The organism is Paraburkholderia agricolaris, from assembly GCF_009455635.1.
GTDB lineage: Bacteria > Pseudomonadota > Gammaproteobacteria > Burkholderiales > Burkholderiaceae > Paraburkholderia > Paraburkholderia agricolaris.
The window spans coordinates 748,422-763,516 of sequence record NZ_QPER01000001.1; the positions used below are offsets into that span (position 1 = coordinate 748,422).

15 protein-coding genes are annotated in these 15,095 nt (G+C 62.8%); 10 read left to right on the forward strand and 5 right to left on the reverse strand.

The annotated features are described in order from the left end of the window. Position 1: 1 nt before the first annotated feature. Positions 2-775, forward strand: coding sequence for an ABC transporter ATP-binding protein (locus GH665_RS03335; protein WP_153134651.1), 774 nt, complete (start codon positions 2-4; stop codon positions 773-775). Beyond that, the gene (locus GH665_RS03340; RefSeq protein ID WP_063497113.1) at positions 775-1,491 is read left to right on the forward strand and encodes an ABC transporter ATP-binding protein; all 717 of its coding nucleotides are present in this window, start codon (positions 775-777) and stop codon (positions 1,489-1,491) included. Before GH665_RS03335 ends, GH665_RS03340 begins: the two co-directional genes overlap by 1 nt. 117 nt (positions 1,492-1,608) lie before the next feature. Here the strand turns inward: GH665_RS03340 and GH665_RS03345 are convergent, their stop codons facing one another. Both GH665_RS03345 and GH665_RS03350 read right to left on the reverse strand, forming a co-directional pair. Then, complete coding sequence (locus tag GH665_RS03345) at positions 1,609-2,076, reverse strand: GNAT family acetyltransferase (RefSeq protein ID WP_153134652.1); 468 nt, start codon at positions 2,074-2,076, stop codon at positions 1,609-1,611. Positions 2,077-2,094: 18 nt separating this feature from the next. Further along, positions 2,095-3,279, reverse strand: a complete 1,185-nt coding sequence (locus GH665_RS03350; RefSeq protein WP_153134653.1) for an acetylornithine transaminase — start codon at positions 3,277-3,279, stop codon at positions 2,095-2,097. Positions 3,280-3,332: 53 nt separating this feature from the next. Between GH665_RS03350 and GH665_RS03355 the strand changes: the two genes are divergently transcribed. Next, positions 3,333-3,614 (forward strand): hypothetical protein, encoded by a 282-nt coding sequence (locus tag GH665_RS03355; RefSeq protein ID WP_217361856.1) that lies wholly within the window; start codon positions 3,333-3,335, stop codon positions 3,612-3,614. A 40-nt stretch (positions 3,615-3,654) separates the two neighbouring features. Here the strand turns inward: GH665_RS03355 and GH665_RS03360 are convergent, their stop codons facing one another. Next, positions 3,655-4,686 carry a CDP-6-deoxy-delta-3,4-glucoseen reductase gene (locus GH665_RS03360; protein ID WP_153134655.1) on the reverse strand — a complete coding sequence of 344 codons (1,032 nt, stop codon included), beginning with the start codon at positions 4,684-4,686 and terminating at the stop codon, positions 3,655-3,657. 99 nt (positions 4,687-4,785) lie between these two features. Here GH665_RS03360 and GH665_RS03365 point away from each other — a divergent pair, with 99 nt between their 5' ends. Beyond that, complete coding sequence (locus tag GH665_RS03365; protein ID WP_153134656.1) at positions 4,786-5,817, forward strand: Rossmann-fold NAD(P)-binding domain-containing protein; 1,032 nt, start codon at positions 4,786-4,788, stop codon at positions 5,815-5,817. A 25-nt stretch (positions 5,818-5,842) separates the two neighbouring features. Here the strand turns inward: GH665_RS03365 and GH665_RS03370 are convergent, their stop codons facing one another. Beyond that, positions 5,843-6,031: a hypothetical protein gene (locus GH665_RS03370; RefSeq protein ID WP_153134657.1), complete on the reverse strand. Its 189-nt coding sequence runs from the start codon at positions 6,029-6,031 to the stop codon at positions 5,843-5,845. 167 nt (positions 6,032-6,198) lie between these two features. Further along, positions 6,199-6,909 carry a pseudouridine synthase gene (locus GH665_RS03375; RefSeq protein WP_153134658.1) on the reverse strand — a complete coding sequence of 237 codons (711 nt, stop codon included), beginning with the start codon at positions 6,907-6,909 and terminating at the stop codon, positions 6,199-6,201. A gap of 94 nt (positions 6,910-7,003) precedes the next feature. On the opposite strand from GH665_RS03375, the gene GH665_RS03380 reads away from it, so the two are divergent. The 6 genes from GH665_RS03380 (at position 7,004) to gsiC (ending at position 15,093) form a co-directional block, all read left to right on the forward strand. Continuing rightward, positions 7,004-8,263: an MFS transporter gene (locus GH665_RS03380; RefSeq protein WP_153134659.1), complete on the forward strand. Its 1,260-nt coding sequence runs from the start codon at positions 7,004-7,006 to the stop codon at positions 8,261-8,263. Positions 8,264-8,437: 174 nt separating this feature from the next. Further along, positions 8,438-9,403, forward strand: coding sequence for a MurR/RpiR family transcriptional regulator (locus tag GH665_RS03385; RefSeq protein ID WP_153134660.1), 966 nt, complete (start codon positions 8,438-8,440; stop codon positions 9,401-9,403). Further along, complete coding sequence (locus GH665_RS03390; protein WP_153134661.1) at positions 9,400-10,380, forward strand: isoaspartyl peptidase/L-asparaginase family protein; 981 nt, start codon at positions 9,400-9,402, stop codon at positions 10,378-10,380. The genes GH665_RS03385 and GH665_RS03390 overlap by 4 nt, the downstream gene beginning before the upstream one ends. 82 nt (positions 10,381-10,462) lie before the next feature. After that, positions 10,463-12,385 carry a dipeptide ABC transporter ATP-binding protein gene (locus tag GH665_RS03395; RefSeq protein WP_153134662.1) on the forward strand — a complete coding sequence of 641 codons (1,923 nt, stop codon included), beginning with the start codon at positions 10,463-10,465 and terminating at the stop codon, positions 12,383-12,385. Between the two features lie 99 nt (positions 12,386-12,484). Continuing rightward, on the forward strand, positions 12,485-14,047 hold the full coding sequence (gsiB, locus tag GH665_RS03400; protein ID WP_153134663.1) for a glutathione ABC transporter substrate-binding protein GsiB: 1,563 nt from the start codon (positions 12,485-12,487) through the stop codon (positions 14,045-14,047). Positions 14,048-14,172: 125 nt separating this feature from the next. Next, positions 14,173-15,093, forward strand: a complete 921-nt coding sequence (gene gsiC / locus GH665_RS03405) for a glutathione ABC transporter permease GsiC (protein ID WP_153134664.1) — start codon at positions 14,173-14,175, stop codon at positions 15,091-15,093. Positions 15,094-15,095 lie beyond the last annotated feature (2 nt).

The window sequence follows — 15,095 nt, forward strand, 5'->3', positions numbered from 1 at the left end:
TATGAGCGACAACATTCGACTGTCCGTCAAAGGCGTCAACAAGCGCTTCGGCGGCTTGCAGGCACTCTCCGACGTTGGGCTTGAGATCAAGTCGGGCCAGATTTATGGCCTGATCGGCCCGAACGGCGCCGGCAAGACGACCTTCTTTAATGTGATCACGGGCCTGTACACGCCGGATTCGGGCGAGTTCAAGCTCGACGGCACGGAATACACGCCGACCGCCGTCTATCAGGTGGCGAAGGCGGGCATTGCCCGTACGTTCCAGAACATCCGTCTGTTCGGCGGCATGACCGCGCTGGAAAACGTGATGGTCGGCCGTCACGTGCGCACGAAGCATGGTCTGATCGGCGCGGTGTTCCAGACACCGGCCGAACGCAAGGAAGAACGCGAGATCAAGGAGCGTGCAATCGAGCTGCTGGAGTACGTCGGCATTGCGCAGTACGCGGACTACACGTCGCGCAATCTGTCGTACGGCCACCAGCGCCGTCTGGAAATCGCCCGCGCGCTGGCAACAGATCCAAAGCTGCTCGCGCTGGATGAACCGGCTGCCGGCATGAACGCTACGGAAAAGGTCGAGCTGACCAAGCTGCTCGACAAGATCCGTGCGGACGGCAAGACGATCCTGCTGATCGAACACGACGTGAAACTGGTGATGGGTCTGTGCAACCAGATGACGGTGCTCGACTACGGCAAGGTGATTGCGCAAGGACTGCCGTCGGACGTGCAGAAGGATCCGAAAGTGATCGAAGCTTATCTGGGTGCGGGGGTCCACTAATGGCTACGGCAATGTTGAAAATCAAGGGCCTGCAGGTCAATTACGGCGGCATTCAGGCAGTCAAGGGCATCGATCTCGAAGTCGCACAGGGCGAACTGGTCACGCTGATCGGCGCGAACGGCGCGGGCAAGACCACGACGATGAAGGCGATCACGGGTCTGAAGCCTTACTCGGCAGGCGATATCGAGTACATGGGCCAGTCGATCAAGGGCATCCCGGCGCACGAGCTGCTCAAGCGCGGTCTGGCGATGGTGCCGGAAGGCCGTGGCATTTTCTCGCGCATGTCGATCGTCGAGAACATGCAGATGGGGGCGTATCTGCGCAATGACACGGACGCCATCAAGGCGGACGTCGATCGCATGTTCGGCTTCTTTCCGCGTCTGAAGGAACGAGCGACGCAATACGCGGGTACGCTCTCGGGCGGCGAGCAGCAGATGCTGGCGATGGCGCGCGCAATCATCAGCAAGCCTAAACTGTTGTTGCTGGATGAGCCGTCGATGGGTCTGTCGCCGATCATGGTCGAGAAGATCTTCGAAGTGGTGCGGGCGATCTCGGCCGAAGGCATGACTGTGCTGCTGGTCGAGCAGAACGCGCGCCTCGCGTTGCAGGCGGCGAACCGCGGCTATGTGATGGACTCGGGTCTCGTCACCATGTCCGGCGACGCGAAGCAGATGCTGGACGATCCGAAGGTGCGGGCGGCTTATTTGGGTGAATAAGTTGGGTGAATGAGCTGGGTGAACAACCCGGACCAGGTTTGCTTTAGCCGCTAAAAAAGGCCGCATGCGCGATTGAAGCGCATGCGGCCTTTCTCTTTTCAGGCGCTTGTCCGACGCTCAGGCAGCCGGCGTTTCCGCCAGTTCGCCAAGGCGTTTGCCGAGACTGATGACGGCATCCGTGCGATAACCGAGCGCTTCATAAAACGCCCGCACGTCGGCCTTCGCGGACAGCACCTGCAAGTTCAGCTTCGGGCAGCCACGTTCGGTCAACGCGTTCTCGACATGCGCGACCAGCCTCGTGCCGATGCCATGACGCCGCAACGATTCATCCACCGCGAGCGAATACAGCCAGCCTCGGTGCCCGTCGTAGCCACCCATCACCGTGCCGACGATACGCTCGCCGAACACCGCGACAAAGAACAGCTCCGGTTGCGTCGCCAGCTTGTTGGCGATCGACAGATGCGGATTGCGCTGCGGCCTCGTCACGTCCCGGTACTCGGGGAACGCTTGCTGCCACAGCGCGACCACGGCGTCGGTGTCGCTCGCTTCGAAGCGGCGGATCGAGAGGGTTGCGGTCGTCGTCATACGCGCTTTTCCGTGTGATTACAGCGTGTCGAGAATCGAACGCAGCATCGCCATCATCTGGTCGATTTCTTCGTTCGTGACGTTCAGCGCCGGCATGAAGCGCAGCAGGTTCGGACGCGCCGCGTTCAGCAACAGCCCGTCCGGTTGCATCACACGCGCCTTCTCGACGATCTGATTGCCGATGTCCTTGCCGAGCAGCAGCGCGCGCAGCAGGCCCTCACCGCGTTCGCCTTCGAAGCCGCGTTCTTCCGACAGTTCGAGCAGCCTCGCGCGCAGATACTCGCCGCGCGCACGCACGCCCTCGAGGAAGCCCGGCGCGGTCAACTGCGAAATCACCGAATAGCCGACCGCGGTCATCAGCGGATTGCCGTTGTATGTGCCGCCCTGGTCGCCTGCTTCAAACACGGCGATTTCGGCTTTCGAAAGCAATGCGGCAAGCGGCACGCCGCCGCCGATGCCCTTGCCGAGCGTCATGATGTCGGGTTCGATACCCGACAGTTCGTAGGCGAACAGCGTGCCGGCGCGGCCACAACCGCTTTGCACTTCGTCGACGATCAGCAGCAGGTTGTGCTGTTTGGTCAGCGCGCGCAGTTGCTGCATGAACTCACGGGTTGCGGGAATCACGCCGCCTTCGCCCTGAATCGGCTCGAGCATCACCGCGACGGTCTTCGCGTTGATGAGCTTTTCAACCGATGCGATGTCGTTCAGATCCGCCTTCGGGAAACCCGGCACTTGCGGTGCGTAGATCGTGTCCCAGCCAGGTTTGCCGCTGGCGGACATGGTGGCGAGCGTGCGGCCGTGGAAGCTGTGATCGAACGTGATGATTTCGAACGCGCCGTCCTTGAACTTCTTGCCCCACTTACGCGCGAGCTTGATTGCGCCTTCGTTGGCTTCGGCGCCGCTGTTCGCGAAGAACACCTTGTCGAAACAGCTGTGCTGCGTGAGCAGGCCCGCGAGTTTCGCCATCGGTTCGTTGTAGAAGGCCGGCGACGGATTCAACAACAGTTGCGCCTGCTTGTTCAGCGCTTCGATCATGCCCTCGTTGCAGTGGCCGAGGCTGTTGACTGCCCAACCCTGGATGAAGTCCAGATATCGCTTGCCGTTATTGTCATAGAGCCACGAGCCCTTGCCGTGCGTGAAAACGATTTCGGGCCGGTTCGTGATGTACATCAGCGACTCGATCGGGTACTCATTGAAATTCATGACGGCAGGCTCCAGACAGCGGGGTGAAGGTTAGTGAGCGGTTTGGCCACACAATGCAATACGGGCCGGGGAAAGCAAAAAAGGCAAACAAAAAAGCCACGGCATGCCGTGGCTTTCATGATTCGAACTGCTTGCGCCCTTGTGCGGCGCGAATCCGTGACGAAGCCAGCGGCGCCCCTAAGGGAGCGGCGAGCGGCGACGTCGAAGTTCGGATTGAATGCGGTTCATGCGCGAAAGAATACGACAAGAAAAGCGCTGGTGTAAACCATGAATTTGCACAAATTCGCGTCAACGCGGATTTAGGCAAGTCTGCCAGCGTGCCTGTTTCGGTTTGATGAATGGGTTGAAAGGCGTGCAGTCAACCCATTCACCGCCTCAAACCGCGTTCGCCAGATCCGCTGCACTCGTGAAGGAATCCGCGTAGAACTCGTCTTCCGGCAGACCGTGATGCTGGGTGAAATCGCGCTGCGCCGACTCGACCATCACCGGCGCGCCGCACGCGTACACCTGATACGGCGACAGGTCGGGCAGATCCTCGATCACCGCGCGATGCACGAAGCCGACACGGCCCGTCCACGCGTCGCTTGCGTCCGGTTCCGACAGCACCGGCACGAACTTGAAGTTCGGAATCTCGCGGGCCCATTGCTCGGCGAGTTCGAGCAGGTACAGGTCTTTCTTGCGGCGTGCGCCCCAGTAAAGCGTCATGGGCCGGTCCAGATTCTTGAACACCGCATGTTCGACAATCGCCTTCAGCGGCGCGAAGCCCGTGCCCGAGGCGAGCAGCACGATCGGCTTGTCCGAGTCTTCACGCAGGAAGAAGGTGCCGAGCGGCGCTTCGAAGCGCAGGATGTCGCGCTCCTTCATCGCATTGAAGACGTGATCGGTGAACGCGCCGCCGGGCATATGACGGATGTGCAATTCGATCGGGCCTTCCGTGTGCGGCGCGCTCGCCATCGAATAGCTGCGGCGCTTGCCGTCTTTCAGAATGAATTCGAGGTACTGGCCGGCCAGATACTGCAGACGTTCGTTGGCGGGCAGTTGCAACTTCAGCACGACGACGTCGTCGGCCTTGCGCTCGATGGCGTTCACGCGGCACGGCAGTTTCTTGACCTGCACGTCGCCCACGCCGGCCACTTCGCGGATATCCACTTCGAGATCGGAGCATGCGGTCGCGCAGCAGAGGAGCGCCATGCCGCGCGTTCTTTCGTCGTTCGACAAGGCCGATGACGAATGCTGACGCTGTTCGATCTGACCGCTGATCACGGTGCCTTTGCATGAGCCGCAGGCGCCGTTCTTGCAGCCGTACGGCAGGCCGATGCCTTGCCGCAGCGCTGCGATCAGGACCGGTTCGTCCTGTTCTACCTGAAACTGCCGGCCGCTTTGCCGGAGCGTGACGTTAAATGCCATAGAGTGAGTATTCGAAATCGAGGAGTCGGTAATCGTTATCGGAGCCGCCGGTTCAACTGTGCGGTACCTGCCGCGCTTGACGGCTACAATGCATCCACCATGAAAGCGACACGAAATTTACGCCGGCCGCGCGTATTGATAGTTGGCTGCGGCGACGTCGGCATGCGTTGTGTGCCTTTGTTACGGCCACGCGCGCATGTCTTCGCGCTTACCAGTCACGCCGAACGCAGCGCCGAATTGCGCGCTGCCGGGGTCACGCCGCTGCTCGGCGATCTCGACGTGCGCCGCAGCCTGAAACGGCTTGCCGGGCTCGCGCCGACGGTGCTGCATCTCGCGCCGCCGCAAAAAACCGGCGACGACGACCGCCGTACCCGTGCGTTGCTCGCTACGCTGAGCGCGCGCCGCGATCGGGCGCTGCGTGCCGCGCGCGGCGCGGTGGCGCCGGTGGGGCGGCTACGCCGCGGGTTGCGCAACATGAATGCCTCGTGGGCTGAATCTGAAACAGCCAATATTGTACCCGACAGGGTGCGCTGGACTGCCGCTCCGCAGGCGCCGGTGAAGTTGGTGTACGCGAGCACGACGGGAGTCTATGGCGATTGTGGCGGCGCGTGGATCGACGAGACGCGCGCGCCGCAGCCCGCCAATGCGCGTGCCAAACGTCGTGTGTCGGCCGAGCGGCAATTGCGGCGCGCCACTGCGCGCGGTGTGGTCGCGGCCAGCATGGCGCGGATTCCGGGCATCTACGCGAGCAACCGTCTGCCGCTCGCGCGGCTCGAAAAGCGCACGCCCGCCCTGATCGATGCCGACGACGTGTACACCAACCATATTCACGCCGACGACCTCGCTGCGATCCTCGTGCGCCTCGCCACCCACGGGCGGCCGGGGCGCGTGATTCACGCATCGGACGATACGTCGCTGAAAATGGGGGAATATTTCGATGCGGTGGCCGATGCGTTCGGCCTCGAGCACGCGCCGCGCATCACGCGCGCGCAGGCGGAGCAGCAGATCGAACCGACCTTGCTGTCCTTCATGCGTGAATCGAGGCGCCTGGTGAACCGGCGCCTCAAAGCGGAATTGCGCGTGCGCTTGCGCTATCCGAGCGTCGAAGACTTTCTGCACCCGGCTTCGTAGGCATCGCGGGCCTGCCTTTGCAGGCTTACGTCAGCGCCGGCAACGCCTCCAGCAACAGGAAGCACAGCATGGCGCCGATCAGCGCGCCGATCAGGTTCGGATGATATTTATGCCGCAGCCGCATCATGACCAGCAGTCCGCCGATCAGAACCAGGCCGAGGCACACGAAAGCGATCATCACATTCGCGATCGAGATGGTGTCGTGAGTGACCATGGCGCGCCCTCCTTGAACCCTTTGTAGTCGTTGTTTAAACGAGTATAGGGCGAGTTGTAAGGAAGAACATGCTGCGCCGCAGCGAGTAATCAGGATTCTCCAGGGCCGTGCGCGGGCGCGCACACGATTCTCCTGATGCATCAAGGCCTTAAAAGGGCCCTACCGGTTTACCCGCTCCGTAGAGATCCGAGGTCGGTTTCATCGAGCCATTGCCACGCGCCTTGTGCGAGTGTCGCAGGCAAGGTGAGCCCGCCGATCCGCTCGCGATGCAGTGCCTCGCAGCGGTTGCCGGCTGCCGCGATCATCCGCTTGACCTGGTGATACTTGCCTTCCATCACGGTGAGGGCCAGCGCGTGCTCGCCGCGCGCCTGGGCGTCGACGGCGGCGATCGGTTTGGGCTCGCCGTGCAGCAGGACACCGTTGCGCAACGCGCCCAGCTGGGTGTCGTCGATAGGGTGCCGGGTGGTTGCGATGTACAGCTTCGGCACTTTGCGTTTCGGCGACGTGAACATGTGAACGAACTTGCCGTCGTCGGAGAGCAGCAGGAGGCCGGTGGTGTCCTGATCGAGGCGGCCCACGCATTGCACGCCACGTTCGGCGAACTGCGGCGGCAGCAGGCTGAACACGCTCAGATGATGCTGCGGATCGCGCGAACATTCATAGCCAGCGGGCTTGTTCAGCAGCAGATAGGCGTGCTCGCGATACGGCCAGACGGCGCCGTCCACGCTAAAGCAGAACGTGCCGTCGTGGGTGGGGAAATCGGTGTCGGCATCGGCGCACACTGAGCCGCCGATACTCACGCGGCCGTCGCCGATCAACGCCCGGCATTGGCGGCGCGAGCCGAAACCTTGAGTGAAGAGGATGCTTTCGAGATTCATGGCGAGCGAAGAATAACACCGCAAGAAGCGGAGCGCCGCGCAACTCCATAGCGGCGACGATGGTCTCCCAACGTTCAAGCGCAGGAGTTCATCGATGTCCGCCACGTCATCTTCGCCGTCTTCATCCGCGATTCGTTTGCCGGCCGCATTCCAGCGGCTTGCATGGTCGAATCTGGTCGCGCAATCCGCCGAACAGATCAGCCTCGCCGCCGCACCGCTCGTCGCCGTGTTCGCACTGGGCGCCGGCGCGCGCGAGACCGGCCTGTTGCAAACCGCGCAGACGCTGCCGTTCCTGTTGTTGTCGATTCCGCTCGGCGTGTGGGCCGACCGCCGCTCGCGCCGCACCTTGATGACGCTCGCGGAGAGCGTACGCGTGGTCGCCATGCTGTGCGTGCTGCTGCTGGTGATGACGCACTCGCTGAGCTTGCCGCTGCTTGCCGCGCTCGGCTTCATTGCCGCGACCGGCACGGTGGCGTACAACGTCGCGGCGCCTTCGCTGGTGCCCTCGATCGTGCCGCGCGAGGCGTACGCCCAGGCGAACGGCCGGCTCGAACTGGCGCGCAGCGTCGCGTATTCGGCGGGGCCGGCGCTTGGCGGGCTGCTGGTCGGCTGGATCGGCGCGGGCTGGGCGTATGGCTGCGCGGCCGGGCTATCGGCGCTGGCCGTCGCGCTGCTCGCGGGCTTGCGCGAACCGCCGCGAGCAAGCGCTTCCCAGCGCCACTTCCTGCTCGAACTGCGCGACGGTACGCGCTTCGTTTTGCACGACGCGCTGCTGCGCCCAATGCTGGCCACCGCGATCTTCTTTAATCTCGGCTTCTTCGTGCTGCAAGCGGTGTATGTGCCGTATGCCGTGCATCGCCTTGGATTGAGCGCGTCGATGGTCGGCGTGACGCTCGGCGCGTACGGCGTCGGTATGGTGTGCGGCGCACTCGCCGCACCGGCCATCGCGCGACGCCTCGCGTTTGGACGCGTGCTGACCATCGGGCCGTCATGCGGTTTGCTCGCCTCGCTGGTGATGGTGGCGACGATCGTCGCGCCGTCGTTCTGGCTGGCGATGCTGAGCTTCTTCCTGCTCGGTGCCGGACCGATTCTGTGGGTGGTCGGCTCGACCACGCTGCGTCAGGCGATCACACCTGAACGGATGATGGGCCGCGTGTCGGCGCTCAACAGCACCGCGACTTTCGGTGCGCGGCCGCTGGGCGCATTGCTCGGTGCGGCGATCAGCGCGCGCTGGGGAGTGGATGCCTGTCTGGTCGCGGCTGCGGCGGCCTTCCTCGTGCAGGCGCTGATTATCGTCATGTCGCCGGCAGCGCGGCTAGCGAATATTCCCGAGGGCGCTGCGGTCGCGCCATGAAAACTGGTTTTCATTGGAAGGCCGTGGTGCGTGGCCACGTGGCCGCGAGCGACGCGCGTCCTCCGTGAAAACCCTCGAAAATGAAAATGAATTTTTTTCTGGACGATTTCTATGTAAATATACTTTCATTCATTTTGATTACAGTCGCCGCATCGCAGCGGTCGGCTCGCTCGCATGATTCATCACTCGTCCGCTGCTTCCAACCTTGCCGAACAGGCGATCGCTTCACGCATCGCCGCAGCGATGCCGACCCTCACGCCGATCCATCGGCGCATGGGCGAGTACGTGCTGGCGAATCTGTTCCGCGCGGCGACGATGCGAATCGACGAACTGGCGAGCGTGGTCGGCGCATCGGTGGCGACGGCGAATCGCTTTGCTCGCGCGCTCGGCTTCGACGGCTATCCGCAGTTTCGCGAAGCGCTGGTACGCGGCTTCGAAGCGACGCTTGCACCGGTCGAGCGGCTGCGTAGCGCGCAGGAATCGCTCGCCTCCGGCGACGCTCTGCTCGATGCATTGCTTGAGCAGGCGGCGGCCAATCTTCATTCCACCCGCACCGCGATCGATAGCGCCGCCGCCGAAGCAGCGGTCGAAGCGATCATCGCCGCGCGCCGGGTATTCGTGCTCGGCTACGGGGCCAGCGCGTTTCTCGCCGGTTTGATGGAACACGGCCTGATGCCGTATCACGACAACGTGCAGTCCCTCGCGTTGATCGGCGGACCGTCGCATGCCGCACGGCGCCTGTTCACTGCGGACAGCGCCGATCTGGTGATCGGCATTGCGTTTCCGCGTTATGTCGACGACACCATCGAACTCGCCCGGCGAGCGGCAAGTCGCGGCGCACGCGTGCTTGCGCTTACCGATAGTCCGCGCTCACCGCTCGCGCAATTTGCCGATCTCAAGCTCTACATCCGTTCTGAACGGCGGCTCGCGGCCAATGCCGATTCCGCTGTGCTGGCCGTGATCGAAGCACTCTGCGACGCGGTTGCCTATCGCGCCCAGCGCTCGGTCAAAGCCGCCGCGGGTGTCAGCGAATTTGTGTTGCCCTGGCTGACCGATCCGCAAGCCGAGCCTTCCAGCGCGGCTGAGAACCCCGCGCGTATTTCTACCCGTACCACCCGCACTACGAAAGCCAAGAAATGAACTCCAACGCAGTCATTGCCATTCACGGCGGGGCAGGCACGATCCTGCGCGCGTCGATGTCGGCCAGCGCCGAAGCCGACTACCACGCCGCCTTGCATGCCGTGCTGAGCGCCGGCCAGCGCGTGCTCGCCGACGGCGGCAGCGCGCTCGACGCTGTCAGCGAAGCCGTGCGTCTGCTCGAAGATTGCCCGCTCTTCAACGCGGGCCGCGGCGCGGTTTACACGGCAGCCGGCACGCATGAACTCGACGCGGCCATCATGGACGGCAGCACACTCGACGCCGGCGCGATCTGCTGCGTGACGCGCATACGCAATCCGATTCTGGCGGCGCGCCGCGTACTCGAACGCAGTGAACACGTTCTGTTCACCGGCGCCGGCGCGGAAGCTTTCGCGGCCGCGCAAGGACTCGAATTCGTCGAGCCCGAGTATTTCCATACCGAAGCCCGCCATCGCCAATGGCAACTCGCACGCGGCCAGGCGCGCGCCATGCTCGACCACGACGGCGCGACGCTGGCCTCGAACAATGACGATCCCACGCCGCATGAGCCGATCGATCCGAACCGCAAGTTCGGCACGGTCGGGGCGGTTGCGCTCGATCAGCATGGCCACGTGGCGGCTGCCACTTCGACGGGCGGCGTCACCAACAAGCAGGTTGGGCGGGTCGGCGATACGCCGCTGATCGGCGCGGGCTGCTATGCCGACGACGCCACCTGCGCGGTCTCGACCACCGGCTCTGGCGAGATGTTCATGCGCATGGTCGCCGCGTACGACGTCGCGGCGCAGATGGCGTACCGCAACGTCTCGCTTGAAGAGGCGGCGCACGACGTGGTGATGACCCGCTTGCCGAAGATCGACGGTCGCGGCGGTCTGGTCGCCGTCGATGCGCGCGGCAACGTCACGCTGCCGTTCAATACCGAGGGCATGTATCGCGGTTTCGCGCGAATCGGCGAGACGCCGGTGACGGCGATCTATCGCTAATGCTGTTGCTGTTCTGTTGCACTCCCGTTTGAGTTTTTTGCCTGAGCCATCGTTAGCCGCGTTCGAAACAAAAGGAACCATCGTGCCGACTTCATCGCACACCGCCCGTCCGCTTATTGAAACCCTGCCGCCGCAACGCGTGCTTGCGGTCGACGATCTGTCGGTCGCATTTCGCAGCGGCGAGAAGACCTTCAACGCGGTGCGCAATCTTTCGCTGACTGTCGAGCGCGGCGAGACGCTGGCGATCGTCGGTGAATCGGGTTCGGGAAAATCGGTGACATCGCTTGCATTGATGCGGCTGATCGAGCATGGCGGTGGGCGCCTTGCCGGCGGCAGCATCGCTTTCCGGCGCCGCGACGGCAGCGTGCTCGACCTTGCGAAAGCGTCGTCCGGCACGATGCGCTCGATTCGCGGCGCCGACATCGCGATGATCTTCCAGGAGCCGATGACCTCGCTCAATCCGGTGTTCACGGTTGGCGATCAGATCAGCGAAGCGATTGCCTTGCATCAGGGCAAGAGCCGTTCGGCCGCGCACGCTGAAACGCTGCGCCTGCTCGAACTCGTCCGGATTCCGGAAGCACGCCGGGTGGCGGCACGTTTTCCGCATCAACTGTCGGGTGGTATGCGCCAGCGCGTGATGATCGCGATGGCGCTGTCGTGCAAGCCCGCATTGCTGATTGCCGACGAACCGACCACCGCGCTCGACGTCACGATTCAGGCGCAGATTCTGCAATTGATTCGCGGCTTGCAGGACGAGATGGACATGGGCGTGATCTTCATCACGCACGACATGGGTGTGGTGGCAGAGGTGGCCGATCGCGTGCTGGTGATGTATCGCGGCGAGAAAGTGGAAGAGGGGGCATCGGACACGCTGTTCGCCGCGCCTTCTCATCCTTATACGAAGGCTTTGCTCGCCGCGGTTCCGCGACTGGGCGCGATGGAGGGCACCGATCATCCCGCCAGGTTCCCGATTCTGACCATCGAGCAGGCGGCCCTGATTGGCACCGATGAAGCCGTGCGTCCCGCTGCGGCCGTCGCCGAAGAATCGCAACCGGTGATCCACGACAGCACGCCGCCGATTCTGCGCGTGCGTGATCTGGTCACGCGCTTTCCGGTCAAGAGCGGCATGTTCGGACGCCTGACGGGGCGCGTGCATGCGGTCGAGAAAGTCAGCTTCGATCTGCGTCCGGGCGAGACGCTCGCGCTGGTCGGCGAGTCGGGTTGCGGTAAATCGACCACAGGCCGTTCATTGCTGCGTCTGGTCGAAAGTCAGAGCGGGTCGATCGAATTCGACGGCAAAGAGATCAGTTCGCTGACCGGTCCCGCGTTGCAAGCGCTGCGCCGCGATATCCAGTTCATTTTCCAGGACCCGTTCGCTTCACTGAATCCGCGCCTGACGGTCGGCTTCTCGATCATGGAGCCGCTGCTTGTGCATGGCGTGGCTCAAGGTGAGGAAGCGCAGGCGCGCGTTGCCTGGCTGCTCGACAAGGTCGGCTTGCCGCGCGAAGCCGCGCGCCGCTATCCGCACGAGTTTTCAGGTGGGCAACGGCAACGCATTGCGATTGCGCGCGCTCTCGCATTGAACCCGAAGGTCGTGATCGCCGACGAATCCGTGTCCGCGCTGGATGTCTCCGTGCAGGCGCAGATCGTCAACCTGATGCTCGATCTGCAACGCGAACTCGGCGTCGCGTATCTGTTCATTTCGCATGACATGGCGGTGGTTGAGCGTGTCAGCCATCGCGTGGCGGTGATGTATCTCGGCCAGATCGTCGAGATCGGTCCACGCCGCGCGGTGTTCGAAGCGCCGCAGCATCCGTATACGAAGAAGCTGATGGGCGCGGTGCCGGTTGCCGATCCGGCGCGCCGTCACGCGAAACGCATGCTTGCCGCCGACGAGATTCCGAGCCCGATTCGCGCGCTGAACGATGAACCCGTCGTGGCGCCGCTGGTGGCGGTGGGACCGGATCATTTCGTGGCGCAGCATCGGGTCGGCGGGGCTTACTAGGCCTGAACAAGAAACCCGAACGCAGTACCAGACCTGAACCGAAGCAATTTTCTCTCGCAGCACATAACCCTGTTTCATTTCGCAGCCTGGAGCAACCTCATGAACCTGCTGGTCCCGTCTTCTCCGTTTCGTTTGCGCGCGCTGGTCAGCGGCGGCGCGGTGGTGTTCGCGATGCTCGCGGGCAATGTGGCGCACGCTGACACCAGCGTCGTGATGGCGGTCGCGTCGAACTTCACGACGCTGGATCCGTACGATGCCAACGACACGCTGTCGCAAGCCGTCTCCAAGTCGTTCTATCAAGGCCTGTTCGGTTTCGACAAGGACATGAAACTGGTCAACGTGCTGGCCGACAGCTACGAAGCGAGCCCGGATGCGACGGTCTACACGTTCAAGCTGCGTCATGGCGTGAAATTCCAGGACGGTACCGACTTCAACGCCGCGGCAGTGAAAGCGAACTTCGATCGCGTGACCGATCCGGCGAACAAGTTGAAGCGTTACAACATGTTCAACCAGATCGCGAAAACCGAGGTGGTCGACCCGTACACGGTGAAAATCACGTTGAAGGCGCCGTTCTCGGCCTTCATCAACGTGTTGGCGCATCCTTCGGCGGTGATGATTTCGCCCGCCGCGCTGAAAAAATACGGGAAAGACATCGCTTTCCACCCGGTTGGCACGGGTCCGTTCGAACTCGTGAAGTGGGATCCGGCTGGTGATCTGACGGTGAAGAAATTCACCGGTTACTGGAAGACGGGCTATCCGAAGGTCGATGCGATCGACTGGAAGCCGGTGGTCGACAACAATACGCGCGCGGCGTTGATGCGTACCGGCGAAGCGGACTTCGCGTTCCAGGTGCCGTTCGAACAGGCCGCGCAATTGCAGTCGAGCCCGAAGGTCGATCTGATCGCGTCGCCCTCGATCATCCAGCGCTACATCAGCCTGAACGTCAACCAAAAGCCATTCGACAACCCGAAGGTGCGCGAAGCGCTTAACTACGCGATCAACAAGGATGCGCTGACCAAGGTCGCGTTCGCCGGTTATGCGACGCCGGCTGACGGTGTGGTGCCGCAAGGCGTCGACTACGCGGTGAAGCTCGGCCCCTGGCCGTACGACCCGGCCAAAGCGCGTGAGCTGCTGAAGGAGGCGGGTTATCCGAACGGCTTTGAAACCACGCTGTGGTCTGCGTATAACTACTCGACCGCGCAGAAGGTGATCCAGTTCGTGCAGCAACAACTGTCGCAAGTCGGTATCAAGGCACAGGTCGAAGCGCTCGAAGCAGGCCAGGCCGTGGCGAGGGTAGAGAGCGCGCAAAACCCGGCGACTGCGCCCGTGCGGATGTACTACATCGGCTGGTCGGCGTCGACGGGCGAAGCGAATTGGGCGCTGTCGCCGCTACTCGCTTCCGCGTCGATGCCGCCGAAGTTGATGAATACCGCGTACTACAAGAACGACGCGGTCGATAGCGATCTGACGAAGGCGCTCCAAACCACGGACCGTGCACAGAAGACTGCGCTCTATACGGACGCGCAAAAGCGCATCTGGGCCGACGCGCCGTGGATTTTCCTCGTCAAGGAGAAGATCGTCTACGCGCGTAGCAAGCGTCTGTCGGGTGCTTATGTGGCGCCGGACGGTTCGTTCAATTTCGACGAGATCGCGGTCAAGTAAGGACCTGCTGCCCGGCCCAGCTCTTTCCTCTGGAATGCGCCGGCCGGGCGGGAAGGTTCTGTTTTTGTCGCTGTCATCGTTGCACACGATCCTTCGTTGCCCGCATCATTGCCGGATTGGGTTTCATGCTGAACTTCCTTGTCAAACGTCTCTTTGGGCTGGTGCCGACGCTCTTCATCGTCGCGGTGCTGGTTTTTCTGTTCGTGCATCTGTTGCCGGGTGATCCCGCGCGGCTTGCGGCTGGTCCCGAAGCCGACGAAGCCACCGTTGCGCTCGTGCGGGCCGACCTGGGCCTCGACAAACCGATGCCGGAGCAATTCGCCAATTTCTTCGTCAAGCTGGCGCACGGCGACTTCGGCACGTCCACACGCAGCAAGCGGCCGGTCAGTCAGGAAATCGGCGAACGCTTCATGCCGACGCTGCTGCTGACATTGACCAGCATGGTGTGGGCCGTGGTGCTCGGTATGGGCATCGGCATCGTCTCGGCGGTGTGGCGCAATCGCTGGCCGGACCGGCTCGGCATGACGCTGGCCGTGTCGGGTATTTCGTTTCCCGCCTTCGCCCTGGGCATGCTGTTGATGGAAATCTTTTCGGTAGGACTGGGCTGGCTGCCGATCGTCGGCGACGGTTCGTGGAAGAGTTACGTACTGCCGTCGCTCACGCTCGGCGCCGCAGTGGCTGCGGTCATGGCGCGCTTCACGCGAGCTTCGTTCGTCGAAGTGATGAACGAGGATTTCGTGCGGACCGCCCGCGCGAAAGGGGTGCCCGAACGTCTCGTGATTATCAAACACTGCCTGCGCAATGCGATGATTCCCGTTGTCACGATGATGGGGCTGCAATTCGGTTTTCTGCTGGGCGGTTCGATCGTGGTCGAAGTGGTGTTCAACTGGCCGGGCCTTGGACGCCTGCTGGTGGACTCCGTCACGATGCGCGACTATCCGGTGATTCAGGCTGAAGTGCTGTTGTTCTCGCTTGAATTCATCATCATCAACCTGGTTGTGGACGTGCTGTACGCCGTCATCAACCCGACTATCCGTTTCAAGTGAGG